Source organism: Pseudomonas sp. P129 (assembly GCF_020312195.1).
GTDB lineage: Bacteria > Pseudomonadota > Gammaproteobacteria > Pseudomonadales > Pseudomonadaceae > Aquipseudomonas > Aquipseudomonas fragariae.
The window spans coordinates 95,372-119,964 of the sequence record NZ_JAGPYS010000008.1 but is presented as its reverse complement, the minus strand read 5'-3'; the positions used below and the strand labels follow the sequence as shown (position 1 = coordinate 119,964).

General features: G+C 58.2%; 26 protein-coding genes. 14 read left to right on the top strand and 12 right to left on the bottom strand.

Translation table 11 applies throughout. From position 1 onward, the window contains the following. Positions 1-5: 5 nt before the first annotated feature. From KBY02_RS18945 to glmS, 13 genes are all read left to right on the top strand, one after another. Entirely contained in the window at positions 6-878 is an 873-nt protein-coding gene (locus KBY02_RS18945; protein ID WP_003315951.1) for a ParB/RepB/Spo0J family partition protein, read from the top strand. Positions 879-1,024: 146 nt separating this feature from the next. Next, entirely contained in the window at positions 1,025-1,432 is a 408-nt protein-coding gene (locus KBY02_RS18940) for a F0F1 ATP synthase subunit I (protein WP_002555989.1), read from the top strand. A 16-nt stretch (positions 1,433-1,448) separates the two neighbouring features. Next, complete coding sequence (atpB, locus tag KBY02_RS18935; RefSeq protein ID WP_003315954.1) at positions 1,449-2,318, top strand: F0F1 ATP synthase subunit A; 870 nt, start codon at positions 1,449-1,451, stop codon at positions 2,316-2,318. 138 nt (positions 2,319-2,456) lie between these two features. After that, entirely contained in the window at positions 2,457-2,714 is a 258-nt protein-coding gene (gene atpE, locus KBY02_RS18930; RefSeq protein WP_002555987.1) for a F0F1 ATP synthase subunit C, read from the top strand. 57 nt (positions 2,715-2,771) lie between these two features. After that, positions 2,772-3,242, top strand: coding sequence for a F0F1 ATP synthase subunit B (locus KBY02_RS18925; RefSeq protein WP_003401414.1), 471 nt, complete (start codon positions 2,772-2,774; stop codon positions 3,240-3,242). Between the two features lie 12 nt (positions 3,243-3,254). Then, positions 3,255-3,791, top strand: coding sequence for a F0F1 ATP synthase subunit delta (locus tag KBY02_RS18920; protein ID WP_003315956.1), 537 nt, complete (start codon positions 3,255-3,257; stop codon positions 3,789-3,791). Positions 3,792-3,812: 21 nt separating this feature from the next. After that, positions 3,813-5,357: a F0F1 ATP synthase subunit alpha gene (atpA, locus tag KBY02_RS18915; RefSeq protein WP_002555984.1), complete on the top strand. Its 1,545-nt coding sequence runs from the start codon at positions 3,813-3,815 to the stop codon at positions 5,355-5,357. A 50-nt stretch (positions 5,358-5,407) separates the two neighbouring features. Then, positions 5,408-6,268 (top strand): F0F1 ATP synthase subunit gamma, encoded by an 861-nt coding sequence (gene atpG / locus KBY02_RS18910; RefSeq protein ID WP_003367855.1) that lies wholly within the window; start codon positions 5,408-5,410, stop codon positions 6,266-6,268. A gap of 27 nt (positions 6,269-6,295) precedes the next feature. Beyond that, positions 6,296-7,675, top strand: coding sequence for a F0F1 ATP synthase subunit beta (atpD, locus tag KBY02_RS18905; protein ID WP_002555982.1), 1,380 nt, complete (start codon positions 6,296-6,298; stop codon positions 7,673-7,675). Between the two features lie 43 nt (positions 7,676-7,718). Next, a complete protein-coding gene (locus tag KBY02_RS18900; protein ID WP_003413751.1) occupies positions 7,719-8,144 on the top strand; it encodes a F0F1 ATP synthase subunit epsilon in 426 nt (141 codons plus the stop codon). A 125-nt stretch (positions 8,145-8,269) separates the two neighbouring features. Next, on the top strand, positions 8,270-9,637 hold the full coding sequence (glmU, locus tag KBY02_RS18895) for a bifunctional UDP-N-acetylglucosamine diphosphorylase/glucosamine-1-phosphate N-acetyltransferase GlmU (RefSeq protein WP_111522533.1): 1,368 nt from the start codon (positions 8,270-8,272) through the stop codon (positions 9,635-9,637). A 336-nt stretch (positions 9,638-9,973) separates the two neighbouring features. After that, complete coding sequence (locus tag KBY02_RS18890; RefSeq protein ID WP_225650681.1) at positions 9,974-10,741, top strand: DeoR/GlpR family DNA-binding transcription regulator; 768 nt, start codon at positions 9,974-9,976, stop codon at positions 10,739-10,741. A gap of 9 nt (positions 10,742-10,750) precedes the next feature. Then, positions 10,751-12,586, top strand: a complete 1,836-nt coding sequence (glmS, locus tag KBY02_RS18885; protein ID WP_057444971.1) for a glutamine--fructose-6-phosphate transaminase (isomerizing) — start codon at positions 10,751-10,753, stop codon at positions 12,584-12,586. A gap of 106 nt (positions 12,587-12,692) precedes the next feature. Here the strand turns inward: glmS and KBY02_RS18880 are convergent, their stop codons facing one another. The 10 genes from KBY02_RS18880 to KBY02_RS18835 all read right to left on the bottom strand — a co-directional run bounded on the left by KBY02_RS18880 (position 12,693) and on the right by KBY02_RS18835 (position 22,854). Beyond that, positions 12,693-13,418 carry an NAD-dependent epimerase/dehydratase family protein gene (locus tag KBY02_RS18880; RefSeq protein WP_096135240.1) on the bottom strand — a complete coding sequence of 242 codons (726 nt, stop codon included), beginning with the start codon at positions 13,416-13,418 and terminating at the stop codon, positions 12,693-12,695. A gap of 350 nt (positions 13,419-13,768) precedes the next feature. Next, complete coding sequence (locus KBY02_RS18875) at positions 13,769-14,749, bottom strand: SdiA-regulated domain-containing protein (protein WP_111522534.1); 981 nt, start codon at positions 14,747-14,749, stop codon at positions 13,769-13,771. A 41-nt stretch (positions 14,750-14,790) separates the two neighbouring features. Beyond that, a complete protein-coding gene (locus KBY02_RS18870; RefSeq protein WP_096126716.1) occupies positions 14,791-16,320 on the bottom strand; it encodes an ArnT family glycosyltransferase in 1,530 nt (509 codons plus the stop codon). Next, entirely contained in the window at positions 16,317-16,601 is a 285-nt protein-coding gene (locus KBY02_RS18865) for a lipid-A-disaccharide synthase N-terminal domain-containing protein (protein WP_003367870.1), read from the bottom strand. Before KBY02_RS18865 ends, KBY02_RS18870 begins: the two co-directional genes overlap by 4 nt. Beyond that, complete coding sequence (locus KBY02_RS18860) at positions 16,598-17,341, bottom strand: glycosyltransferase family 2 protein (protein ID WP_024640371.1); 744 nt, start codon at positions 17,339-17,341, stop codon at positions 16,598-16,600. Before KBY02_RS18860 ends, KBY02_RS18865 begins: the two co-directional genes overlap by 4 nt. An 11-nt stretch (positions 17,342-17,352) precedes the next feature. Further along, positions 17,353-18,348 carry an NAD-dependent epimerase gene (locus tag KBY02_RS18855; protein WP_024640372.1) on the bottom strand — a complete coding sequence of 332 codons (996 nt, stop codon included), beginning with the start codon at positions 18,346-18,348 and terminating at the stop codon, positions 17,353-17,355. Beyond that, on the bottom strand, positions 18,345-19,673 hold the full coding sequence (locus KBY02_RS18850; protein WP_024640373.1) for a UDP-glucose dehydrogenase family protein: 1,329 nt from the start codon (positions 19,671-19,673) through the stop codon (positions 18,345-18,347). Before KBY02_RS18850 ends, KBY02_RS18855 begins: the two co-directional genes overlap by 4 nt. A gap of 212 nt (positions 19,674-19,885) precedes the next feature. Next, entirely contained in the window at positions 19,886-20,299 is a 414-nt protein-coding gene (locus tag KBY02_RS18845; protein ID WP_058822552.1) for a VOC family protein, read from the bottom strand. A 159-nt stretch (positions 20,300-20,458) separates the two neighbouring features. Beyond that, positions 20,459-21,406, bottom strand: a complete 948-nt coding sequence (locus KBY02_RS18840) for a methyltransferase (RefSeq protein WP_104684694.1) — start codon at positions 21,404-21,406, stop codon at positions 20,459-20,461. Next, positions 21,403-22,854, bottom strand: a complete 1,452-nt coding sequence (locus tag KBY02_RS18835; protein WP_104684749.1) for an iron-containing redox enzyme family protein — start codon at positions 22,852-22,854, stop codon at positions 21,403-21,405. Before KBY02_RS18835 ends, KBY02_RS18840 begins: the two co-directional genes overlap by 4 nt. Positions 22,855-23,188: 334 nt before the next feature. Between KBY02_RS18835 and KBY02_RS18830 the strand changes: the two genes are divergently transcribed. Next, entirely contained in the window at positions 23,189-23,707 is a 519-nt protein-coding gene (locus KBY02_RS18830; protein ID WP_010428410.1) for a DUF4142 domain-containing protein, read from the top strand. Between the two features lie 68 nt (positions 23,708-23,775). Here KBY02_RS18830 and KBY02_RS18825 read toward each other — a convergent pair whose 3' ends face one another. Both KBY02_RS18825 and KBY02_RS18820 read right to left on the bottom strand, forming a co-directional pair. Continuing rightward, positions 23,776-24,273: a ferritin-like domain-containing protein gene (locus KBY02_RS18825; RefSeq protein WP_011269425.1), complete on the bottom strand. Its 498-nt coding sequence runs from the start codon at positions 24,271-24,273 to the stop codon at positions 23,776-23,778. Positions 24,274-24,365: 92 nt separating this feature from the next. Continuing rightward, positions 24,366-24,563, bottom strand: a complete 198-nt coding sequence (locus KBY02_RS18820; RefSeq protein WP_024640376.1) for a hypothetical protein — start codon at positions 24,561-24,563, stop codon at positions 24,366-24,368. Positions 24,564-24,593 lie beyond the last annotated feature (30 nt).

The window sequence follows — 24,593 nt, the reverse complement described above, 5'->3', positions numbered from 1 at the left end:
TTCCCATGGCCGTCAAGAAACGAGGTCTCGGACGTGGGTTGGACGCACTTCTGAGCAGTCCAACCGTCAGTTCGCTGGAAGAACAGGCCGTCAAGGCCCCGCCAAGTGAGTTGCAGCATGTGCCGCTGGACCTGATCCAGCGCGGCAAGTACCAGCCGCGCCGTGACATGGACCCGCAGGCACTCGAAGAACTTGCGCAGTCGATCAAGTCGCAGGGCGTGATGCAACCGATCGTGGTGCGTCCTATCGGTGACAACCGCTTCGAGATCATTGCGGGCGAGCGTCGCTGGCGTGCCAGCCAGCAGGCGGGAGTCGAGACGATCCCGGCGATGGTCCGCGATGTGCCGGACGAAACCGCGATTGCGATGGCGCTGATCGAGAACATCCAGCGTGAGGACCTCAACCCGATCGAAGAGGCCATGGCACTGCAGCGCCTGCAGCAGGAGTTTCAACTGACCCAGCAGCAGGTGGCCGATGCCGTCGGCAAGTCGCGAGTCAGTGTCGCCAACCTGTTACGCCTGATTGCCTTGCCGGAGGCCATCAAGACGATGCTGTCTCATGGCGACCTGGAAATGGGTCATGCTCGCGCCTTGCTCGGGCTGGGTGAAGATCGGCAGGTCGAAGGTGCGCGACACGTTGTCGCACGCGGGCTTACCGTGCGCCAGACCGAAGCACTGGTCAGGCAGTGGCTGAGCGGCAAGGCAGAGGCTGCCGAGCCGGTGAAGACCGACCCGGACATCAGCCGCCTGGAACAGCGCCTGGCCGAGCGTCTGGGCTCTGCAGTGCAGATTCGTCACGGTCAGAAGGGCAAAGGGCAATTGGTCATCCGTTACAACTCGCTGGACGAGCTTCAGGGAGTGCTCGCTCACATCCGCTGAAACAATTGCTCTGTAGCGTATAGTCGGAAATCACTACCCGACTGTTGAATAGGGGCTTAACCGCCCCTATACTCTGCGCGCATTTTGTCGGCACAAATTATGCCAAGTTATTGATTATGGCGACCGACATCAAAGGAGCAGTTGCGATGGAATCCCGCATGCCAGACCGCTTGCCGTTCTATCGCCTGGCGGTTTTCCCGCTTTTGCTGGCTCAATTGATCGTGCTGCTCATGGCCGCATTGGTGCTGTGGCAGTGGCAAGGAGTCGTTGCAGGATATTCGGGACTCTGCGGAGGCCTGATAGCCTGGCTACCCAATTTATACTTTGCTCACAAGGCATTCCGGTTTTCCGGGGCCAGAGCAGCGCAAGCCATCGTTCGGTCGTTCTACGCCGGCGAGGCAGGCAAACTGATTTTCACGGCAGTGCTTTTTGCATTGACGTTCGCAGGTGTGAAGCCTTTGGCGCCGCTGGCTGTATTCGGCGTGTTCATGTTGATCCAGGTGGTCAACTGGTTCGCTCCCCTGCTTACGAGAACAAGACTTTCGAGACCTTAGGGCGTTTGAGGCAACCATGGCAGAGCAAACAGCTTCGGGCTATATCCAGCACCACTTGCAGAACCTTACCTTCGGGCACCTGCCCAATGGCGAATGGGGCTTTGCCCACACCGCAGCGGAAGCCAAGGAAATGGGTTTCTGGGCCTTCCACGTCGATACCCTCGGCTGGTCGGTTGCGTTGGGTCTGATTTTCGTTCTGATCTTCCGCATGGCGGCCAAGAAGGCAACTTCCGGTCAGCCTGGCGCACTGCAGAACTTCGTCGAAGTGCTGGTCGAGTTCGTCGACGGCAGCGTGAAAGACAGCTTCCACGGCCGCAGCGCGGTTATCGCGCCACTGGCGTTGACCATTTTCGTCTGGGTCTTCCTGATGAACGCGGTCGACCTGGTACCGGTGGACTGGATTCCACAGCTGGCGATGATGATCTCGGGTGACTCGCACATTCCGTTCCGTGCCGTGTCGACCACTGACCCGAACGCCACGCTGGGCATGGCCCTGTCCGTGTTCGCACTGATCATTTTCTACAGCATCAAGGTCAAGGGCATTGGCGGTTTCATCGGCGAGCTGACCCTTCACCCGTTCGGCAGCAAGAACCTGTTCGTTCAGGCGCTGTTGATCCCGGTCAACTTCCTGCTGGAATTCGTGACGCTGATCGCCAAGCCGATTTCCCTGGCTCTGCGTCTGTTCGGCAACATGTATGCTGGCGAGCTGGTCTTCATCCTGATCGCCGTGATGTTCGGCAGCGGTCTGTTGTGGCTCAGCGGTCTGGGTGTAGTGCTGCAGTGGGCGTGGGCTGTGTTCCACATCCTGATCATCACCCTGCAAGCGTTCATCTTCATGATGCTGACCATCGTCTACCTGTCGATGGCTCACGAAGATAACCATTGAGATTCGTCTCAGGACGCGTCTGATGACCGTCTCGCCAGTGGCGAGGCGGTGCCCGCAAGGGCTGATGTAGAAACGATTTTGTTTTACCGCTTCAATTAAAAAAACCTAACCAATACGACGTAAAAGTCGGGAGGAAAGATGGAAACTGTAGTTGGTCTAACCGCTATCGCTGTTGCACTGTTGATCGGCCTGGGCGCACTGGGTACTGCAATCGGTTTCGGCCTGTTGGGCGGCAAGTTCCTGGAAGGCGCAGCGCGTCAGCCGGAAATGGTTCCAATGCTGCAAGTTAAAATGTTCATCGTTGCGGGCCTGCTCGACGCCGTGACCATGATCGGTGTTGGTATCGCTCTGTTCTTCACCTTTGCGAACCCCTTCGTTGGTCAACTCGCTGGCTGATCACTCGAATTTTCGAGTTGATTGGTGTGATGGACAACGAACGAGCGAGGTGTTGGCGTGAACATTAATGCAACCCTGATTGGCCAGTCCGTTGCGTTCTTCATTTTTGTGCTGTTCTGCATGAAGTTCGTGTGGCCTCCGGTCATCGCGGCTTTGCACGAACGTCAGAAGAAGATCGCGGATGGACTGGACGCTGCTTCCCGAGCAGCTCGCGACCTGGAGCTGGCCCAAGAAAAAGCGGGTCAACAACTGCGCGAAGCTAAAGCTCAAGCAGCCGAGATCATTGAGCAAGCCAAGAAACGCGGTACTCAGATTGTCGACGAAGCCCGTGAAACGGCACGCGTTGAAGCTGACCGTGTGAAGGCTCAGGCTCAGGCCGAGATCGAGCAGGAACTGAACGGTGTCAAAGACGCCTTGCGCGCCCAGTTGGGTAGCCTGGCAGTCAATGGCGCAGAGAAGATCCTGGGTGCCACAATCGATCAAAACGCGCACGCGGAGCTGGTTAACAAACTGGCTGCTGAAATTTAAGCGAGGGCGATCATGGCAGAACTGACCACGTTGGCCCGACCTTACGCGAAGGCGGCCTTCGAGCATGCGCAGGCCCACCAGCAGCTGGCCAATTGGTCAGCCATGCTCGGCCTGGCTGCTGCGGTGTCGCAAGACGACACCATGCAGCGCATGCTCAAGGCCCCGCGACTGACGAGCGCACAAAAGGCCACCACTTTTATTGAAGTGTGTGGCGAAAAGTTCGATGCCAAGGCACAGAATTTCATTCACGTCGTTGCTGAAAACGACCGCCTCCCGCTTTTGCCGGAGATCGCCGAACTGTTCGACCTGTACAAGGCCGAGCAGGAAAAATCGGTCGATGTGGATGTCACCAGTGCTTTTGCATTGAACCAAGAACAGCAAGACAAACTCGCCAAGGTTCTCAGTGCACGGCTCGGCCGGGAAGTGCGCCTGCATGCTGCGGAGGATGCCTCTCTTATAGGGGGTGTCGTCATCCGCGCCGGCGACCTGGTTATCGATGGCTCAGTTCGTGGCAAGATCGCGAAACTAGCCGAAGCATTGAAATCTTGAGTTTGAAGGGGCAGCAGAGCAATGCAGCAACTCAATCCTTCCGAAATAAGTGAAATCATCAAGGGTCGCATCGACAAGCTCGATGTAACCTCCCAAGCCCGTAACGAAGGCACAGTCGTCAGCGTGTCTGACGGTATCGTGCGGATTCATGGTCTGGCCGACGTAATGTACGGCGAAATGATCGAGTTTCCGGGCGGCGTCTACGGTATGGCGCTGAACCTTGAGCAAGACTCCGTGGGTGCCGTTGTACTGGGCGCTTACACGACTCTGGCTGAAGGCATGAGCGCCAAGTGCACTGGCCGCATCCTCGAGGTTCCGGTGGGTAAGGAACTGCTGGGTCGCGTTGTCGATGCACTGGGTAACCCAGTTGACGGCAAAGGTCCGCTGAACAACACCGAGACCGATGCGGTCGAGAAAGTTGCTCCAGGCGTGATCTGGCGTAAGTCGGTAGACCAGCCTGTACAGACTGGCTACAAGGCTGTCGATGCCATGATTCCTGTCGGCCGTGGCCAGCGTGAGCTGATCATCGGTGACCGTCAGATCGGTAAAACCGCTCTGGCCATCGACGCAATCATCAACCAGAAGAACAGCGGCATCTTCTGCGTCTACGTAGCGATCGGTCAGAAGCAATCGACCATCGCCAACGTTGTTCGCAAGCTCGAAGAAAACGGCGCACTGGCTAATACCATCGTCGTGGCTGCAAGTGCTTCCGAATCCGCTGCGCTGCAGTTCCTTGCACCGTACTCGGGTTGCACCATGGGCGAGTTCTTCCGCGACCGCGGTGAAGACGCGCTGATCGTTTATGACGATCTGTCCAAGCAAGCAGTGGCTTACCGCCAGATTTCCCTGCTGCTGCGCCGTCCACCAGGCCGTGAAGCTTACCCAGGCGACGTGTTCTATCTCCACTCCCGTCTGCTGGAGCGCGCATCGCGTGTTTCCGAAGAGTACGTAGAGAAGTTCACCAACGGCGCAGTGACCGGCAAAACCGGTTCCCTGACCGCACTGCCGATCATCGAAACCCAGGCTGGCGACGTTTCCGCGTTCGTTCCGACCAACGTGATTTCCATCACCGACGGTCAGATCTTCCTGGAATCGGCCATGTTCAACTCCGGCATCCGTCCGGCTGTGAACGCCGGTGTTTCGGTATCCCGTGTGGGTGGTGCCGCTCAGACCAAGATCATCAAGAAGCTTTCCGGTGGTATCCGTACCGCTCTGGCTCAGTACCGTGAACTGGCGGCATTCGCCCAGTTCGCTTCTGACCTGGACGAGGCGACCCGCAAGCAACTTGAGCATGGTCAGCGCGTTACCGAGCTGATGAAGCAGAAGCAATACGCACCAATGTCGATCGCTGACATGGCGCTGTCGCTGTATGCCGCTGAGCGTGGGTTCCTGACTGACGTCGAAATCGCCAAGATCGGCAGCTTTGAACAAGCGCTGATTGCTTACTTCAACCGCGATCACGCCGATTTGATGGCGAAGATCAACGTGAAGGGTGACTTCAATGACGAAATCGATTCTGGCATGAAAGCCGGCATCGAGAAGTTCAAGGCCACCCAAACCTGGTAAGCCGCAGCGGGGGCCGCAAGGCTCCCGCTTGCTAACCTGATAGGTGTTACATGGCAGGCGCAAAAGAGATTCGCAGCAAGATTGCGAGCATCAAAAGCACGCAAAAGATCACCAGCGCCATGGAAAAAGTGGCGGTCAGCAAAATGCGCAAGGCTCAAATGCGCATGGCTGCTAGCCGTCCTTACGCGGAGCGCATTCGTCAGGTGATTGGTCATCTGGCAAACGCCAACCCGGAGTACCGCCACCCGTTCATGATCGAGCGCCCTGTGAAGCGCGTCGGTTATGTCGTAGTGAGCAGTGACCGTGGTCTGTGTGGTGGCTTGAATACCAACCTGTTCAAGACTCTGGTCAAGGACATGGCGGTGAACCGTGAAAACGGTGTAGAGATCGATCTGTGCGTGGTCGGCAGCAAAGGTGCGGCATTTTTCCGCAACTTCGGCGGTAACGTCGTCGCTGCGATCAGCCACCTGGGCGAAGAGCCGTCGATCAACGACTTGATCGGCAGCGTCAAGGTGATGCTGGATGCCTACCTGGATGGCCGTATTGATCGCCTGTCCGTGGTATCCAACAAGTTCATCAACACCATGACCCAGCAACCAACAGTGGAGCAATTGATTCCGCTGGTGGCAACCCCGGATCAAGGGCTCAAGCACCACTGGGACTATCTCTACGAACCCGATGCCAAAGAGCTGCTAGACGGCCTTATGGTTCGCTACGTGGAATCGCAGGTGTACCAGGCGGTGGTCGAGAACAACGCAGCTGAACAAGCAGCGCGGATGATCGCGATGAAGAACGCCACAGACAACGCCGGTGATTTGATCAGCGATTTGCAGCTGATCTACAACAAGGCGCGTCAGGCAGCGATCACCCAAGAGATCTCGGAAATCGTCGGCGGCGCTGCCGCGGTTTAACGGTTCAAATATTAGAGGAACCAGCTAATGAGTAGCGGACGTATCGTTCAAATCATCGGCGCCGTGATCGACGTGGAATTCCCACGCGATAGCGTACCGAGTATCTACAACGCGCTGGAAGTTCAGAGCGCGGCAGGAACCACCCTGGAAGTTCAGCAGCAGCTGGGCGACGGCGTGGTTCGTACCATTGCGATGGGCTCCACCGAGGGCTTGAAGCGTGGTCTGGAAGTCACAGACTCTGGCGCAGCCATCTCCGTACCGGTCGGTAAAGCGACGCTGGGCCGGATCATGGACGTGCTGGGCAACCCGATCGACGAAGCTGGCCCGATCGCCACCGAAGAGCGCTGGGGCATTCACCGTCCTGCACCGTCCTTCGCTGAGCAGGCAGGCGGCAACGACCTTCTGGAAACCGGCATCAAGGTTATCGACCTGGTCTGCCCGTTCGCCAAAGGCGGTAAAGTCGGTCTGTTCGGTGGTGCCGGTGTCGGCAAGACCGTAAACATGATGGAACTGATCCGTAACATCGCCATCGAGCACAGCGGTTATTCCGTGTTCGCCGGTGTGGGTGAGCGTACTCGTGAGGGTAACGACTTCTACCACGAGATGAAGGACTCCAACGTTCTGGACAAAGTGGCACTGGTCTACGGTCAGATGAACGAGCCGCCGGGTAACCGTCTGCGCGTAGCACTGACCGGCCTGACCATGGCCGAGAAGTTCCGTGACGAAGGTAACGACGTTCTGCTGTTCGTCGACAACATCTATCGTTACACCCTGGCCGGTACCGAAGTATCCGCACTGCTGGGCCGTATGCCTTCCGCAGTAGGTTACCAGCCGACCCTGGCTGAAGAGATGGGCACTCTGCAAGAGCGCATCACTTCCACCAAGAATGGTTCGATCACCTCGATCCAGGCCGTATACGTACCAGCGGACGACTTGACTGACCCGTCGCCAGCGACCACGTTTGCCCACTTGGACGCCACCGTCGTACTGTCCCGTGACATCGCCTCCCTGGGTATCTACCCGGCGGTAGATCCACTGGACTCGACTTCGCGCCAGCTGGACCCGAACGTCATTGGCCAGGAACACTACGACACCGCTCGCGGCGTTCAGTACGTGTTGCAGCGCTACAAAGAGCTGAAAGACATCATCGCGATCCTGGGGATGGACGAGCTGTCGGAGACCGACAAGCAGTTGGTTAACCGTGCTCGTAAGATCCAGCGCTTCCTGTCCCAGCCTTTCTTCGTGGCAGAAGTCTTCACCGGTGCTTCGGGTAAATACGTTTCCCTGAAAGACACCATTGCTGGCTTCAAAGGCATCCTCAACGGTGACTACGACCACCTGCCAGAACAAGCGTTCTACATGGTCGGCGGCATCGAAGAAGCGATCGAGAAAGCCAAGAAACTGTAATCCCGGCGCCCGGCAACGGGCGCTATTAGGTTGAGGCAAGCAAATGGCTATGACAGTCCATTGCGACATCGTCAGCGCGGAAGGGGAAATCTTCTCCGGTCTGGTCGAGATGGTGATTGCGCACGGCAACCTGGGTGATATCGGTATCGCTCCAGGCCACGCGCCGCTGATCACTGATCTGAAGCCGGGCCCGATCCGCTTGATCAAGCAGGGTGGGGAAGCCGAGGTGTTCTACATCTCCGGTGGTTTCCTTGAAGTTCAGCCGAACATGGTCAAGGTGCTTGCCGATACTGTGCAACGTGCTGCCGACCTGGATGAAGCTTCTGCTCAGGCGGCCGTACTGGCTGCAGAGAAGGCCCTGAACGAGAAGGGCGCAGATTTCGATTACGGATCTGCAACTGCTCGTCTGGCCGAGGCTGCAGCTCAGCTGCGCACCGTTCAGCAAATTCGCAAGAAGTTCGGCGGCTAACCCTGCTGCACTCGATGCGCGATTGAGAAAAAGGGTAGCCTCGGCTACCCTTTTTCTTTTTTCAGATTTCCTCTTTCAAGTCAGCCCGCCTTCGGTCCGGTTGCCGCTCAGTTGGTAGTCCTATCATGTCTCTCGATATCGTTATTCTCGCTGCTGGCCAAGGTACCCGGATGCGTTCCGCGCTGCCGAAGGTTCTACACCCTGTGGCCGGCAATTCCATGCTGGGTCATGTTATCCACAGCGCGCGTCAGTTATCCCCAAGTGGCATACATGTCGTGATCGGCCACGGCGCTGATGCCGTGCGTGAGCAGCTGGCAGCCGATGACTTGAATTTCGTGATGCAGGACAAGCAACTCGGTACCGGCCATGCGGTTGCTCAGGCGCTGCCCGCGCTCACGGCTGACACCGTATTGATTCTTTATGGCGATGTACCGTTGATCGAAGTGGAAACGCTTTCGCGCCTGCTCGAACGGGTCAACCCGCAGCAACTGGGTCTGCTGACCGTTACGCTGGATGACCCTACCGGTTACGGCCGTATCGTTCGCGATGATCAGAATCGTGTTTGTGCCATCGTTGAGCATAAAGACGCGAGTGACGCGCAGAAGGCTATCACCGAAGGCAATACCGGCATTCTCGCCGTGCCGGCCGCTCATCTCGCTGACTGGCTGGGGCGGCTGTCCAACAACAATGCCCAGGGCGAGTATTACCTCACCGACGTGATAGCCATGGCGGCTAATGACGGCCTGGTGGTTGCCACAGAGCAGCCCCACGACGCGATGGAAGTGCAGGGCGCCAATGATCGCAAGCAGCTTGCCGAGCTGGAGCGTCATTACCAGATGCGCGAAGCCCGTCGTCTGATGGCGGCTGGTGTGACCCTGCGTGACCCTGCGCGCTTCGATGTGCGTGGTGAAGTCAGCGTCGGTCGCGATGTGCTGATCGATATCAATGTGATTCTTGAAGGCAAGGTCTTGATCGAGGATGACGTGGTCATCGGTCCGAACTGCGTCATCAAGGACAGCACCCTGCGCAAGGGTGTCGTCGTTAAAGCCAACAGCCACATCGAAGGCGCGATCCTGGGTGAGGGCAGCGATGCCGGCCCGTTTGCACGCCTGCGACCAGGCAGCGTGCTGGGTGCCAAGGCGCATGTGGGTAACTTTGTCGAGCTCAAGAATGCGAACCTGGGCGAGGGCGCCAAGGTCGGCCACCTGACGTATCTGGGCGACGCTGAAGTTGGCGCACGCACCAATATCGGCGCCGGTACCATCACCTGTAACTACGATGGTGCCAACAAGCACAAGACCACGTTGGGTGCAGACGTCTTCATCGGTTCCAACAACTCTCTGGTTGCGCCTGTGGATATCCTGGACGGTGCGACGACTGCAGCCGGTTCGACCATCACCCAGAACGTGCCTGCTGAACAACTCGGCGTAGCCCGCGCCCGCCAACGTAATATCGAAGGCTGGAAGCGTCCGGTGAAAATCAGCAAAGACTGAGTTATCCACAGTTCCTGATGACCCGCGTGCCGATGCTCAGCATTGGCACGCGTCCATAACTATTCACAGTTGACACTCAAGCCAGGACGCAGAGCGTCCAGAACCGCATACCCACGCGGAGCATGGGTACGATAGCGTTCCGGCAGACACCTCTCGTTCCTCACGCTCCAGCGTGGGAATACCGTTCTTGACGCTCCGCGTCAAACCCCAGGCTCAAAAGCCGGTGTCACGAGTATCCGACAGAAATTGCGCCGCCCCATCCTGAAACCTTGACCAAACCCAAAAAATAGGTTTTGATTGCCTTCGTTATCTTTCGAAACGAAACTTAAGGCAGTCATGTCGAAGCGTAATACACCACAACGTCGCCACAACATTCTCGCCCTGCTCAACGAGCAAGGCGAAGTCAGTGTGGACGACTTGGCCAGACGCTTTGAAACTTCCGAAGTTACGATTCGAAAGGACCTCGCTGCGCTTGAAACCAACGGCCTGCTGTTGCGCCGTTACGGGGGAGCAGTGCAGCTTCCTCACGAGCTTATAAGCGATGGCAGTCAGCCAGTTTCGCGCTACAAACAGGCCATCGCCCGCGCTGCGGTTTCCAGGATTCGCGAGCACGCCAGAATCATCGTCGACAGTGGCAGCACCACGGCGGCATTGATCCCTGAGCTGGGCCAGCAACCCGGCCTGGTGGTCATGACCAATTCCCTGCATGTTGCGCGCGCCCTTACCGAGCTGGAACACGAACCGGTCCTGTTGATGACGGGCGGAACGTGGGACCCGCACTCGGAGTCCTTTCAGGGGCAGGTCGCGGAGCAGGTACTGCGTTCCTACGACTTTGATCAGCTGTTCATCGGTGCCGACGGCATTGATCTGGTGCGTGGCACTACCACCTTCAACGAACTGCTGGGCTTGAGCCGGGTCATGGCGGAAGTCGCCCGGGAAGTGGTGGTCATGGTCGAAGCCGACAAGGTCGGTCGCAAGATCCCCAATCTGGAACTGCCCTGGAGCAGTATCCACACCCTTATTACTGATGATCGCCTGTCCAGTGAGGCACGCGATCAGATACAGGCCCGCGGCATCAATCTGATTTGTGCTGCTGTCAGCTAGGAGATAACCATGTGTGGAATCGTCGGCGCCGTTGCTGAACGTAATATCACGGCCATTTTGCTCGAAGGCCTCAAGCGCCTTGAATACCGCGGTTATGACAGCGCGGGCGTGGCAGTCTTCAGCAACGAGGGCTCCCTTGAGCGCCGTCGTCGCTCCGGCAAGGTCAGTGAGCTGGAACAGGCACTTGCCGGCGAGCCGCTGATCGGCCGTCTGGGCATCGCCCACACGCGTTGGGCAACCCACGGCGCCCCGTGTGAGCGTAACGCCCACCCACATTTCTCGGCCAACACGCTGGCAGTTGTCCACAACGGCATCATCGAGAATCACGAAGCGCTGCGTGAACAGCTGAAAGGCCTGGGTTACGTCTTCGCATCCGATACCGACACTGAAGTCATCGTCCATCTGCTGCACCATAAGCTCAAGGACACCGCCGATCTGGCGGTTGCCCTGAAGGCTGCGGTGAAAGAGCTTCACGGTGCTTATGGGCTTGCGGTCATCAATGCCGCGCAGCCGGATCGCCTGCTGGCAGCCCGCAGTGGCAGCCCGCTGGTTGTCGGCATAGGCCTGGGTGAACACTTCCTGGCCTCCGACCAACTGGCGCTGCGTCAGGTCACCGACCGTTTCATGTACCTGGAAGAGGGCGACATCGCCGAGATCCGTCGCGACAGCGTGCAGATCTGGAACGTCGACGGAGTGTCGGTCGAGCGCGAAGTGGTGCAATACCATGAAGGCGCCGAAGCCGCCGACAAGGGCGAGTACCGCCATTTCATGCTCAAGGAAATTCACGAGCAGCCCAAGGTCGTACAGCGCACCCTCGAAGGTCGTCTGGGGCAGCAGCAAGTGCTGGTCCACGCATTCGGCCCACAGGCTGCCGAGCTGTTCGCCAAAGTACGCAATGTTCAGATCGTGGCCTGTGGCACCAGCTACCACGCAGGCATGGTCGCGCGTTACTGGCTTGAAGGCCTGGCCGGCATCCCTTGCCAGGTCGAAGTGGCCAGCGAGTTCCGCTATCGCAAGGTAGTGGTTCAGCCGGACACCCTGTTCGTCTCGATCTCGCAGTCCGGTGAAACCGCCGACACCCTGGCAGCGCTGCGCAACGCCAAGGAACTGGGCTTTCTGGCCAGCCTGGCGATCTGTAACGTGGGCATCAGCTCACTGGTCCGGGAATCCGACCTGACCCTGCTGACCCAGGCCGGTCCGGAAATCGGCGTGGCATCGACCAAAGCCTTCACCACCCAGCTGGTTGCTTTGTTGCTGCTGACCCTGTCGCTGGGTCAGGTCAAGGGTTCGCTGGAGGAGGGTGTCGAAGCGCAACTGGTCGAAGAACTGCGTCGCCTGCCAACCCGCCTCGGCGAAGCTCTGGCAATGGATGGCACGGTCGAGAAAGTCGCCGAACTGTTCGCCGAGAAGCACCACACCCTGTTCCTCGGGCGCGGCGCACAGTTTCCGGTGGCAATGGAAGGCGCGCTCAAGCTCAAAGAGATCTCCTACATCCACGCCGAAGCCTACCCGGCCGGCGAACTCAAGCATGGCCCGCTGGCGCTGGTCGACGCCGACATGCCAGTCGTCACCGTCGCACCGAACAACGAACTGCTGGAGAAACTCAAATCCAACCTGCAGGAAGTGCGCGCACGCGGCGGCGAGTTGATCGTATTCGCAGACGAGCAAGCCGGCATGAAGAACGGCGAAGGCACCCACGTCATCGCCATGCCACACATCATCGATGCCCTGGCACCGATTCTGTACACCATTCCGCTGCAGTTGCTTTCGTATTATGTGGCTGTGTTGAAGGGGACGGATGTCGATCAGCCGAGGAACCTGGCGAAGTCGGTGACGGTGGAGTGAGTTATCCACAGGGGTGAGGGCTTCAGTAAATTAGAGCAGACTCAGATTTATTCAAAATAAGTCCTAACGCGGTCACTCCTTCGTACGGAGTAACTGCGTTGTGGCGTCAAGCCTCCATGGAAGGAGACCACCCCAGTATGCGCTTGGCTTTTTCGTTGCTGACGGTCGGGCTGTCCTGAGTGATATTAAAAATACCACTTTGCTCTTTTTGCAACGCCAGCAGTACTGCACGCGCAGCGTCTTGTACGTGTACTGGGCTGGTACCGGTCGGCTCGTCAGTGCCGGTGTCGGGCCCGTACAACTGACCATAGCGCAAGACGGTGCCGTTCAATGCAGGCTCGCTGAGCACTTGCTGTTCCAGGGCCGCCACACCCTCCACGCTGATGCCACGGCTGCCTTGTGCCTCTACGTCCAGAGGGCTGGTTTCCAGATAAGGGGTGTCGCCTGGACGGTAGGCCCAGGCGATGCTTTGAGCTATCAGACGGGTAGCGCCAGCGGCTCGAGCGGCGGCTACCAGATTGCGCGTTCCTTCTGTACGGATACGAGCGTTGTTCTCGACCGCTTTGGCCATCAATTCGGGACTTAGGCCACGAGGCAGATCTGTCAGTTGATGAATAACAGCCCATGGCTGGATTCGGACCAACTCTTCGTTTAAACGCTCGGCGTCATAGACATCAACCACCACTGCCGTAGCACCTGTGACCTCTATGTCCTTCACTTTTTCGGCGCGGCGGGTAGCGCCATACACGCTGTAGCCCGCAGCCACCAAGAGCTTGAGCAGGGCTCTGCCGATTACACCGGACGCGCCGGCTACAAAAACTTTACGCGACATTGCACTCATCTCCTTGAGGTTTCATTGCAGAAGCAAGGCAGTCACTCGCCTGATACTGTGTCGATACCCTCTAATAAAAGCCGTGGATTCTATCGGGTAGGTTATCGACTAGGCCTAGGAATAGGCTCGGCCTGACAGCGCGCTTGAGGATGCTAGATTATTTACTGTGATTAACTTTGAATCGAGTGACAATCAGGAGCATTTCATAATGGCAACTATCGCGAAACCCGATCTGTCACGGCTCACGTCCTGAGCAACTCGCACATTTTTCCGAATTCCATTAGCTCTCCCAAAAAAGACCCTACCCCCACTCCCCGAAAGTCACCCTCAAGGCCTGGTTTCTTCACTACCTATTCCGGCACTTTCGAAAACTTGTAAAACAGATTCGGCTCGCTCACGACGTACAGGTTGCCTGCGCGATCCATGGTCAGGCCTTCGGGTTGGGGGGCGCTGTGCTTGAGGTCGGAGAAGGTAGCCAGCAGTGATCGAATGCTGACGAATCGTCCCTTGCTGTCCAGTTCTGTGATCGAGCGCGACTGGTCGCTGAGCAGCAGTAAATGGCCGGTTCGCGGGTCGTAGTAGCCGTCTGAAAGGTCGCGTGCAGCGACACTTTTCGTGATCCAGTCCAGCCGGTCGGCAATTTTGATCTGCAAACGGCCTTGATCGATGGAGCGCAGGACGCCGGAAACCTCGAACATCTGCCGTGGATCGCGTTCCTTGATCGCGAACAGGCGGTCGTTGGCGGGATCGTAGGTCACGCCTTCGAATCCCTTGTTATGAATGCTGGGGTTGATCAGTAGCGCAATGAACTGAGCTTCCTCGACGTGGATGGGGCGTGCCTGCGTCGGCAACGTGATGATGTCCAGTTGCTGGAGATCTTCATCGCACAGCACGATGCGACCGTTGCCCAGATAAGCCACACCTTCTGTGTCGTCGAAACCGATCAATGGGTAGTGGGCGATTATGTCGCCGTTCACGTCCAGCGCCAGCAGTTGCATGGGGCCTTTGTTGGTCACTGCCAGCAGTCGGTCATTGTCGTAGTCGTAGGTGATCCCGGAGATATTGGCGACGTCCGGGGCAAGTGGTTTGGCGTCGATAACCACCTGGAAATCCGGCAGCCAGATATTCTTGTCGGCTGCCGTATTGCCCTTTAACCAGGTGCGACCGTACTGATACAGCTGTTGGTGGACCTGAAAGTGTGTCGACACGGCGTAGGCCAGGATCAGCAGCCCGAGAGCAGCTGCACTCAACACGAGTTGTGCGAGTGATACCTGCCTTCGAGCGACGTTCGACCACGTCAGGCGCTTTGCCTTGATCGTTTCCAGCTGCATGGCTTCAGGCACTCCCGCGTGTTGGGTGGCTGGGCGGGGGATTAATCAACATTCTGCTGCCAGGCGAAGCGATAGGCCTGCATAGGGCGTTGCGGTTTACACCGGCCATTGTCGGCATCGGCATCGACGATGAACCAGTCAGCTCTGGAGGTCTGGCCCAGCGGCCGGGCTTTTTCCGGCAAGAAGCAATTGGCCAGTTGCTCGCCTGGCACCAGCGCAAAGGTGCCGGGGTGTTCTCTTAGCCAGCGGGCGGCCTGTTCGGTTGCCGACGGCTTGGCAAAACCGAAATGCACAATGGGTTGGCGTGCATAGAGCCAGTGCCCCTCGCGCCAGTTGACCAGCACCAGATCAGCACCTTGAGTGACGTAAGCGGCCTGTTCCATCAATTCCTTGTGTGGGTTTTGGCCTTCTATGACGGGTTCGACGAACCCTCTGGCGAACCACAGACCGAGCCAGATAACCACCACCACCGGGACGATTCGCCGAGCCCGTATGCGGTCATGGAACCAGCGTTTCAATAACCAGGGCAGCAAGGGGGCGGCTATCAGTACCAGGCCGGGCAGCGCCGGAAAGATGTAGATTTTGCGTTTGCCACTGGAGAGGCTGAAGAACAGCAGCACCAGCAACACCCACCCGAGCAGTACCAACACCCGGCCATCGTGCTTGCTCAACTGTCGGCGCCAGGCCGGGATCAGCCAGGGCAGCGCCAGCACCAGCGGCAGCCAATACTGCGGGATGACTTTGACGAAGAAATACCAGAAGGGCTCGCGATGGTCCCAGGCGCTGGCGTAGCGATTGGCGGTCTGGTGCAAGAGTATTTCCTGCACGTAGGCGAAGCCTTCCGGGCCGCCGTCACGCACGACCGAGATAATCATAGGCACCAGCCACAGGCAGCAGGCCAGCAATAACACCAGCAGACCCAGCGCCCAGCGCGCGGCCTGTCCAGGCATGGCCACGACACCGTGCCAACCTTTGTGCGCGGCATAGGCGTAAGGGATCAACATCAACGCGGGAACAAAACCGACGCCCTTGGTGATAATGCCCAGGCCCATCGCCGCACAGCTGAAATAGAACCAGCCCCAGGCCGGCCCGAGCAACACGTGGCGAACCAGGCCGTAGAAGCCCAGCGCAATCCACAGGCACAGAAAACTGTCGATCTGCCCGGTGCGCAGGATGCTGTAGGTCTGATAGGTGGCCAGGAACAGCAAGGCGGCGTACCGGCCGATGCGTCGGTTCCACAGGCGGGTGCCCAGATCGTAGAGGACTGCGGTGGTCGCGCCTGCAGAGAGCAGCCCGGGCAGGTACAGCGCGATGTTCGGGCTGCCCGTCAGCCAAATGAAGAATGCCGTCGCCCACATGAACAGCGGCGGTTTGTCGGCATAAATCTGCGCGGCCCGGTGCGGGACGAACCATGAGCCGTTCTGCAGCATTTCCAGGGCGACGCCGAGAAAACGCTCTTCGTCCACGTTCTGCGGCAGACGCAAGCCCAGGCCGCCCCCGACCAGTAAAACGGCCAGCGCGACCAGTAGCCATCCCTCGAGGCGAGGCGAAAGGTGAGTTCGCACTGTCATTGCTCCTCAGGTGTCTTGGCCTGTCGGCTGATCAGCTGCAGGTTGCGCATGTACACCAGCAGGCCAAAGGCCTGGCCGGCGATGAAGACCGGGTCCTGTCGATAAATGGCGTAGGCCAGCAGGATCGTGCTGCCCAGCATGCTCAGGTACCAGAAGCCTACCGGGATGATGCTGCGCTTCTTGAATTCGCTGTACAGCCATTGCAGGACAAAGCGGCCGGTAAAAACCGCCTGCCCGACAAAGCCGAGGATCAGCCAGAAAGTCTCGTTGTCCGGCTTCATGGCCGCAGTTCCTGTGCCTGAACATCCAGGCGAGTCCGACGGATCAGCCACCAGACGCCGACCAGATCAAGAATGCCTACCAGCGCGCGGTCCAGGTTGCCGTACTTGGACACGCCAGCCTGGCGATGACGGTGGTTGACGGGGTGCGTAACCATACGGCCGTTATGTCGCTGAATCAGCGCTGGAATGAACCGGTGCATATGGTCGAAGTACGGCAGGCGCAGAAACGCGGCTCGCTCGATCAGTTTCAGGCCGCACCCGGTGTCTGGAGTCGCGTCCTTGAGAAGCCGGCTGCGCAGGCCGTTTGCAAAGCGCGAGGCCCAGCGTTTGCTGGCGGTATCGCGCCGATTCACCCGGTGACCGGCCACCAGCTGTATCGCCTCCGAGCCCGTTGCGTGAGCGCGTACCAGCGCCAACATCCCCGGAATGTCCGCCGGGTCGTTCTGACCGTCACCGTCCAGGGTTGCCAGCCAGGTGCCGTTGGCTGCCAGTGCTGCGTGATAGACCGAGGTGCTCTGCCCGAGTGATCGCTCGTGGCGCAGGATCCGCAACATGGTCAGCCCGCTGTCCTTGAGGTGAGTCAGCACTTTCAAGGTGTCGTCTGTGCTGCCGTCGTCAACGACCAGTATCTCGTAGCGTTCCCCGTCCAGCGCTGTGCAAATTTCTTTTATCAGGCTGGGCAGGTTATCGGCTTCGTTTTTGGCCGGGATCACGACGGAGAGAAAAGTGGGCGTGGTCATGGAAGTCCTTGTTATTGAAGTGGCTCGCAGATCCGGGCCTGATAGTGCTCCCGATACCAGTCGACGAAGGCCCTGACGCCAGTGTCGACCGAGACCTGTGGTTGAAAGTCGATCCATTGGCTCAGCGCACTGACGTCAGCCCAGGTTTGCAGCACGTCGCCCGCCTGCAAGGGCAGGTAGCGCCGTTCAGCGCGCAGACCTAGCGCGGCCTCCAGGCAATCGACGAACTCCAGCAGCTTGACGGGCTGACCCCGGCCGATGTTGAAGAGTCGATGGGGCGGCTCGCTGCCAACCGCATCGGGCGGTAGCAGACGCAGGCGCAGGATGCTTTCGACAATGTCGTCGATGTAGGTGAAGTCCCGCGCCATTTCGCCGTGGTTGTAGATATCCACAGGCTGCCCGGCCAGCATGGCTTTGGTGAACTTGAACAGCGCCATGTCCGGCCGGCCCCAGGGGCCGTAGACGGTGAAAAAGCGCAGTCCTGTGGCGCGCAGGCCGTACAAGTGGCAATAGCTGTAGGCGGTGAGTTCGTTGGCGCGCTTGGTGGCGGCATACAGGGACAGCGGCCGGTCGACCGCATCCTCGACCTGAAACGGCATGCGCGTATTGGCGCCGTAGACCGAGCTGCTCGACGCGTAGATCAGGTGCGCCGGTCGATACTGCCGACAGGCCTCGAGCACATTGATAAAGCCGACCAGATTGGATTGGGCGTAAACATTCGGTTGTTCAAGCGAATAACGCACACCGGCCTGAGCCGCCAGATGAATGACCTGTTCGAAGCCATTTTGCGCGAAGAGCGCGGACAGCCCTTCGGCATCGGTGATGTCCAGCCTGTGGAACGTGAAACCTGGCAGGCGCTGGAGTAGGGCCAGGCGCGATTGTTTGAGCTCGACGCTGTAGTAATCGTTGAGGTTGTCGATGCCGACGACCTCTACGCCGAGCTCGCACAGACGCTTGGCGACATGAAACCCGATGAACCCTGCAGCACCTGTCACCAGTACCGTCATGCCGGCGTCGCCTGGCCACGACCAATGCCGTAGTAGGTAAAGCCCGCCTCACGCAGCTGCAACGGGTCGAACAGGTTGCGGCCATCGAACACCACGCGATCACCGAGCGTTTCGCCGAGCGCGTCCAGATCCAGCACCCGGTAGTCCTGCCATTCGGTCACCACCACCAGAGCGTCTGCGCCTTCCAGTGCATCTTGCTTGCACTGCACCAGTTGCAGGTCGTTTCGCTCGCCGTAATGATGCCTGACCGCTTCTATTGCTTGAGGGTCGTGCGCTTGAACCCTGGCACCGGCTGCCCAGAGTGCTTTGAGCAGGGTATGGCTGGTTGCTTCGCGAATGTCATCGGTATTGGGCTTGAAGGCCAGTCCCCAGACAGCGAAGACCTTGCCCCTCAGATCACCGTGATAATGCGTGTGGATATTTTCGAACAGGCGGTGCTTCTGGCGGCGATTGACCTGTTCCACGGCGTTGAGCAACGCCGTCTCCACGCCGTGCTCGCTGGCCGTGCCGATCAGCGCCTGCAAGTCCTTGGGAAAGCATGAGCCACCGAAGCCGCAGCCCGGGTAAATGAAGTCATAACCGATACGAGGGTCGGAGCCGATGCCAAGCCGGACCTGTTCTATGTCGGCACCCACCTGTTCAGCCAGGTTGGCGATCTCGTTGATGAACGAAATCTTGGTCGCCAGCAGGCAGTTGGCAGCATATTTGGACAGCTCTGCGCTGCGCGCATCCATGACCACAAACTTCTCGCGGTTGCGACTGAAGGGCTGATACAACTCGCGCATCTGCTCCAGCGCTCGCGGACTGGCCCCGCCGACGATAATGCGATCCGGACGCAGGCAGTCACTGACTGCGCAGCCTTCCTTGAAAAACTCGGGGTTGCTGATCACTTCAAAGCCGTCATCGCATCGCGCACTGGCAGCTATCTCAGCGAGCAGGCGGTCAACGGTGCCCACTGGCGAGGTCGACTTGTTGACAATGATCGGGGCACTTTCGGCGTGTCTGATCACGCAGCGCAGTACGGCAAGCACCTGGCTCAGGTCCGCCTTGCCGTCGGCTTGCGCTGGCGTACCGACGGCGATGAAGACCAACTCTGCAAAGCGACTGGCGTGTACCTCATCGGTCGTGAAACTCAGTCTTTTGCAGTCCAGGCCGTTGCGCAGAAGTTCGCCAAGACCGGGTTCGAATATCGGACATATGCCTTCGCGCAGCGCATCAATGCGCTTGCTGTCGACATCCATGCAACAGACGGTATGGCCTACTTCAGCCAGACAGGCGGCAAGAGTAAGCCCCACATAACCGGTTCCGAACACTGTCACTTTCAAGTGCCGCTCCTTCCGCCTCATGACATGAATGGATGAGCCGGTTTGTGCTCAGGCGCCTCGGCAGCCTGAAATAACCAGCGCAAAATAAATGTCATAAAGGTGTTAAGGAACGATGACACGAGTTTGTCATGTAGCAAAAAAGCCGCAGGCAGTCGTCATTTCAAAATGACGGGTTATGGGGACTGCGTGCGGTGCGCGCATCCCGTAACGATTCAATAAATCGCCCAGCAGCCCGGCGTCAGGAGTTCGACGAGATTTTCATCGGGGTCGCGGAAATAGACGCTCGATCCGCCTTTGGGCCATTCGGTGCGGCCTTCGATGGCGACGCTGGCCCTGGCAAGGCGATCCGCCCAGGCTTGCATCTCGTCGGCATTGATGGCGAAGCACACATGAATCCGGCCCTGTGCATCGTGGGGTGGTATCTCTCCGCCGCTCAGGTACTGGGTCTGCAGTGACGCGCCGCGCTTGAACAACAGCAGGGTGCTCACACCGCCGACGTTGAACGCCACCAATGTCGCGCTTTCGAACATCACTTCCAGTTCAAGGGTGTCGGAATAGAACTCCCTGGCGTTCGCCAGATCGTCTACGTAGAGGGCTGTTTCGATAATCCGGTTCAGGCGTGGCATGTGTCGTCATCCTTTTCGGTGTGCTACGAGCCTGCATCGATCAACAGCAGGGTGTTGATCGATGGCTCGTGGCAAGTTTCACCGGGATGCGGTCAGGCTGACCAATGCTTGGTTCTTATGCGCGTTATAAGCATGAACTATTGAAGATATTTCGGTGGGTCATGCGGGGCGTCGGGTGACCACCAGCTCCACCGCTGCAATACGGTCCACGTCTTCGTAACCCTCTTCAAGCAGCTCTTCGCCGAAGACATCCGGGTCCAGTTCACGGTAGGTCCATGTCAGTGCCGCATGGTCGATATCGGCCTGCACCGCCTCGAAGAACGGATCGTGCTCGCCCACCATGGCCACGCCGGTGTAAAGCACCAGCGAGCCGCCAGGAGTCAGGCGGTCCAGTGACTCGCGCAGGATGCGCACAGACAGGTCTGCGCCCAGTGCATCACCTCCGTGGCGGTAGGCGCGGCGCTGGGTGTCTTTCATGTAGGGCGGGTTGGCGACGATCAGGTCGAAATTTCCGCTCAGGCCCGAGAGAATATCGCTGTGGCAGCACTCCATATTCTTCAGCCCGGCGACTGCCGCATTGGTCTGTGCGAAATGCAGCGCCTTGGGGTTGATGTCGACGGCGTGGACCTGTGCCTGCGGACGGGCGACCGCGATCAACATGGCGCCGGCACCCGTGCCACAGCCGATGTCGACGGCGCGGTTGACCGGGTGCGACGTACCTTGCAGATGGCGATTGATGGACTGCGCGAAGCGGTAGGTATCCGGACCGAAAAACACTGAGTCTTCATCTGAGGTAGGAAACGCCGAATGCACCAGCAACAGATCATCCAGGCTGGAAAATCTCACCCGGCTTTTCAAGCTGTCTTCCTTACGTTCCAGAATACCGGCAGCCAGCAACCCTTGAGCCTCCTCGACCGGCAGCATGGACTCCGGTATCAGCCGACTCCAGCCGAACACATCGCGCAGTGACGCGGCAGTACGATTTTCCGGGCGTTGATTGACGTGTTGATGAGTCAGGGGCGTGGGCGTGATAAAGCGATAGCCGCTGGTTTCAAGACGCTGCGCCAGGGCAATCAGCGCGGCGCTGTCGGGGAGGGGATGACTCATGCGTGGGCTCCTGTCATGCGCTCGGCCATGCTGTTCACAAACAGACGCGTCGCGTGCAGGCCGGCGGCGGTCGCGTGTCTTGCCGGCGACATGCTTTCGATCAACGTGGACATCTTCTCCGAGGCGGGCGCAGATTCCAGTTTCATGTGCAGTTCGCGCACGTCCGGGTCAGCGTCTGCCGAGGCAGGCACTGCAAGCGCGGGGGAGGGCTGAGCGCCATCTTGCAGGTTGCGGAAGCGCGAGCGAAAGGCTTCCGGAAGCCGTTTGCCAACCGTGGGCTGAGCGCTGCCATCCGACAGCCAGTCACCGGCGATCCAGTCGTGCACGAGTTGCTTTTCATAACCGTTGAAGACGCCGAACATCGGTGCGCCGGCGCCCTCGAACAGCTTCCAGAAGCGGCTGTGCAGAGGGTCTTCGTGACGCTTGATCCAGCCTCTGTTCTGCAGTACAGCAAGAAATTCCGGGATCTGATCGGGCTCGGCGAGCCATTCGTTGACAGTCTTGCCATCGAGACGGCAGTAGTCGGAATGCATGTGCTGACCGAACGTGCGCTTGCGCTCGAGCATGGCGATCACTTCCTGCTCCAGGTCGAACGACTGGATCACCTGAGTTGAACCCATGCCCAGCTCATTGAGCCGGTAACCACTGGCGACACGACGGTAAAACTCGTCGCGCTCCTGGCCAACAGGCATCAACTCAAGGACGCTCTGCGCAGCCTTGCGCGCATGACCGGTGCTGGCGTTATCGATCGTCACATGCAGGGTGAAGTAGTAAGGGTCTATGCCCAGTTCATTCAGCTCGAACGATGTGATGAGCAAGTGCAGCGGCAGCTGTTCATAGCCCAGGTTGTAACCAATGACCTCGGGAAGGTACTGCTCGCTCAGTTGCCCCAGTGACAGCTGAATCGCACCCTGCAGGTAAGCGTCGTCTGCCAGTGGCGCGTTGGTATCGCAGTCCAGATCCGCCAGCAGTTTCCGGTACAGCGAGACATGATTCTGCGCCTGTTCGCCGTCACCGAGCTCTTCAAGATACGTACGAATCAGGCCGTGGAAGCGGTAGTCTGCCCAGCGCGGCAGCAATCCATATAGCCAGGCGCCGTCGACCATTTTGGTCGGTGCGACCTGCTGAATGAAATACATCGCGTGCGCTTTGTTCTTGAAAAACCGTCTCGGTTTTCCAGCGCGGCGTTGCTCGAGATAGAGCGCATATTGATCAGCCACGACCCCTACGTTCTGCTCCATCCACTGTTCAAGCGCTTCAGGCTGGGCCGGAAGGTCGCAGTGTTCCCGCTCGGCCAAGACCAGGCAGTGATTCAGAAACATGACCGCATCGTGTTGATGTTCGGGAGCACGTTCATTCATCCATGATTGATAGACGGTTTTTGAACGGGCTTCTTCAACGACGGTTTTGACGACGGCATCGCCTGTCATCACTTGAAGAGACGTCATGAAAATCGTACCTCGGCAGTTGAACATCACGTTGACGCAGTCATTCGGGACTTTCTGTTTTTCTATGCAGCGTAGATAAGTGAGTGCCTCGGTACAGGGAAATTCAGCGTAATTTTCCGGGCGCCGATAGGTGGCGATCGTGCTTATTCCAGGGGGCGATGGTCGCGCGGAAAAAATGCATTGCCGGTTCGGGTTTACATCAGCATCAGGTGGCCGTGGTACCGGCGTATGCCGCGTCTGATCAAAAAGGCTGAACGCAGGTATTTGAAGCAGGTCGTAACGTTCATGTCGTCGATAACGATGACGTATTCAGCCCATAAAAGGATGACCGAAAATGACCAATTATTTTCGCATGAGCGCCATTGCCGTTGTACTTTCGCTAGGTTCGCAAATGGCTGTTGCTGCTCAGGACGCTGATGATTTCGTAGAAGACGCTTCTGCTAAAGGCATCGCCGAAGTTCAGGTTGGCAAGCTCGCACAGGATGAGAAAGGTGTCTCTGCAGATGTGAAGGAATTTGCAAAGCAGATGGTCACGGATCACACCGCTGCCAATGAGAAGCTGGCTGCAATCGCAAAAAGCAAGAACCTTGAAGTGTCCGAAGACCCTATGCTGATGGACAAAGCCAAGGCAATGATTCTGGAGATGCGCGAGAAGTCGTTCGACCAGGCTTATGCCAACAATCAGGTCTCCGCGCATGAGCAGGCGATCAAGCTGTACAAGGAAGAGGCCGAGAATGGCAAGGATCCAGAGCTGAAGGCGTTTGCAAAGGCAACGCTGCCTACGCTGGAGAAGCATCTGGAGCATGCGAAAAAACTCGCTGCTGCGCATGGCGGTGATGCTGCCAAGAAGTAATTCCACTGGCCCGCATGACGGGATCTACACCCTGTAGACCGTCATGCGGCTGACGCTGTGAACCATGATTACTTTTTCGAAGTGGCCGCCTGGGTTCCGCCCTGTTCGGCGATCTCCGTGAGCTTTTCATCTGCGCCTTTTTCTTCCGCCAACGTGGCACTCAACAAAGCGGCTGCCTCTTTCATATTTAAATGTCTGGCCATTGCGATGAGTGTGCCGTAACTGGCGATCTCGTAATGTTCGACCTTCTGGCATGCGCCGATCAACGCGGCATCGAGCACTGCACCTTTTTCGATCTCTTCCAGCAATTCCTTGCTTTCTTCGATCAGACCTTCCATGGCCGCGCATTTCATGCGTTTCAGCTTCAGACCAGCGCCTTCCACCAATTCATCGATACGATCGATCTGACCCTGAGTTTCTTCAAGATGAGCCTTGAAGGCTTCTGCCAGCAGTGGATTGGTCGAAGCGCGTGCCAGACGCGGGAGTGCTTTGGTAATTTGCTTTTCAGCGCTGTAAACGTCTGAAAGTTCGTGAATGAACAAATCTTCTATCGTCGTGCGAGTCATGTTCTTGCCCTTTTCAGCGAAGAGAGACTTGTCCACAGACGAGCGGATTGCCTGCTGGCCTGTGGACAAGTCGGGTTTGATGCGCTGTGAGATCAGCGCCGTGGCAGGTTGTTTTCAAGCAGGGTTCCAACGCCGAAACCCTTGATCGCCATCACCACCTGGAAGCCTCGGCGTGCAAGCAGCGCCTGGGCTTCGAAGGCACGAAGCCCGTTTACAAATACCGCATCGCTCAAGGCGGTATCGAACTCGCCCTGCGGCGAAGGGGATGTGCTGGAGCGAAGTTTCTTCATGATTCCATTCTCCTGGACATAACAAGGGTT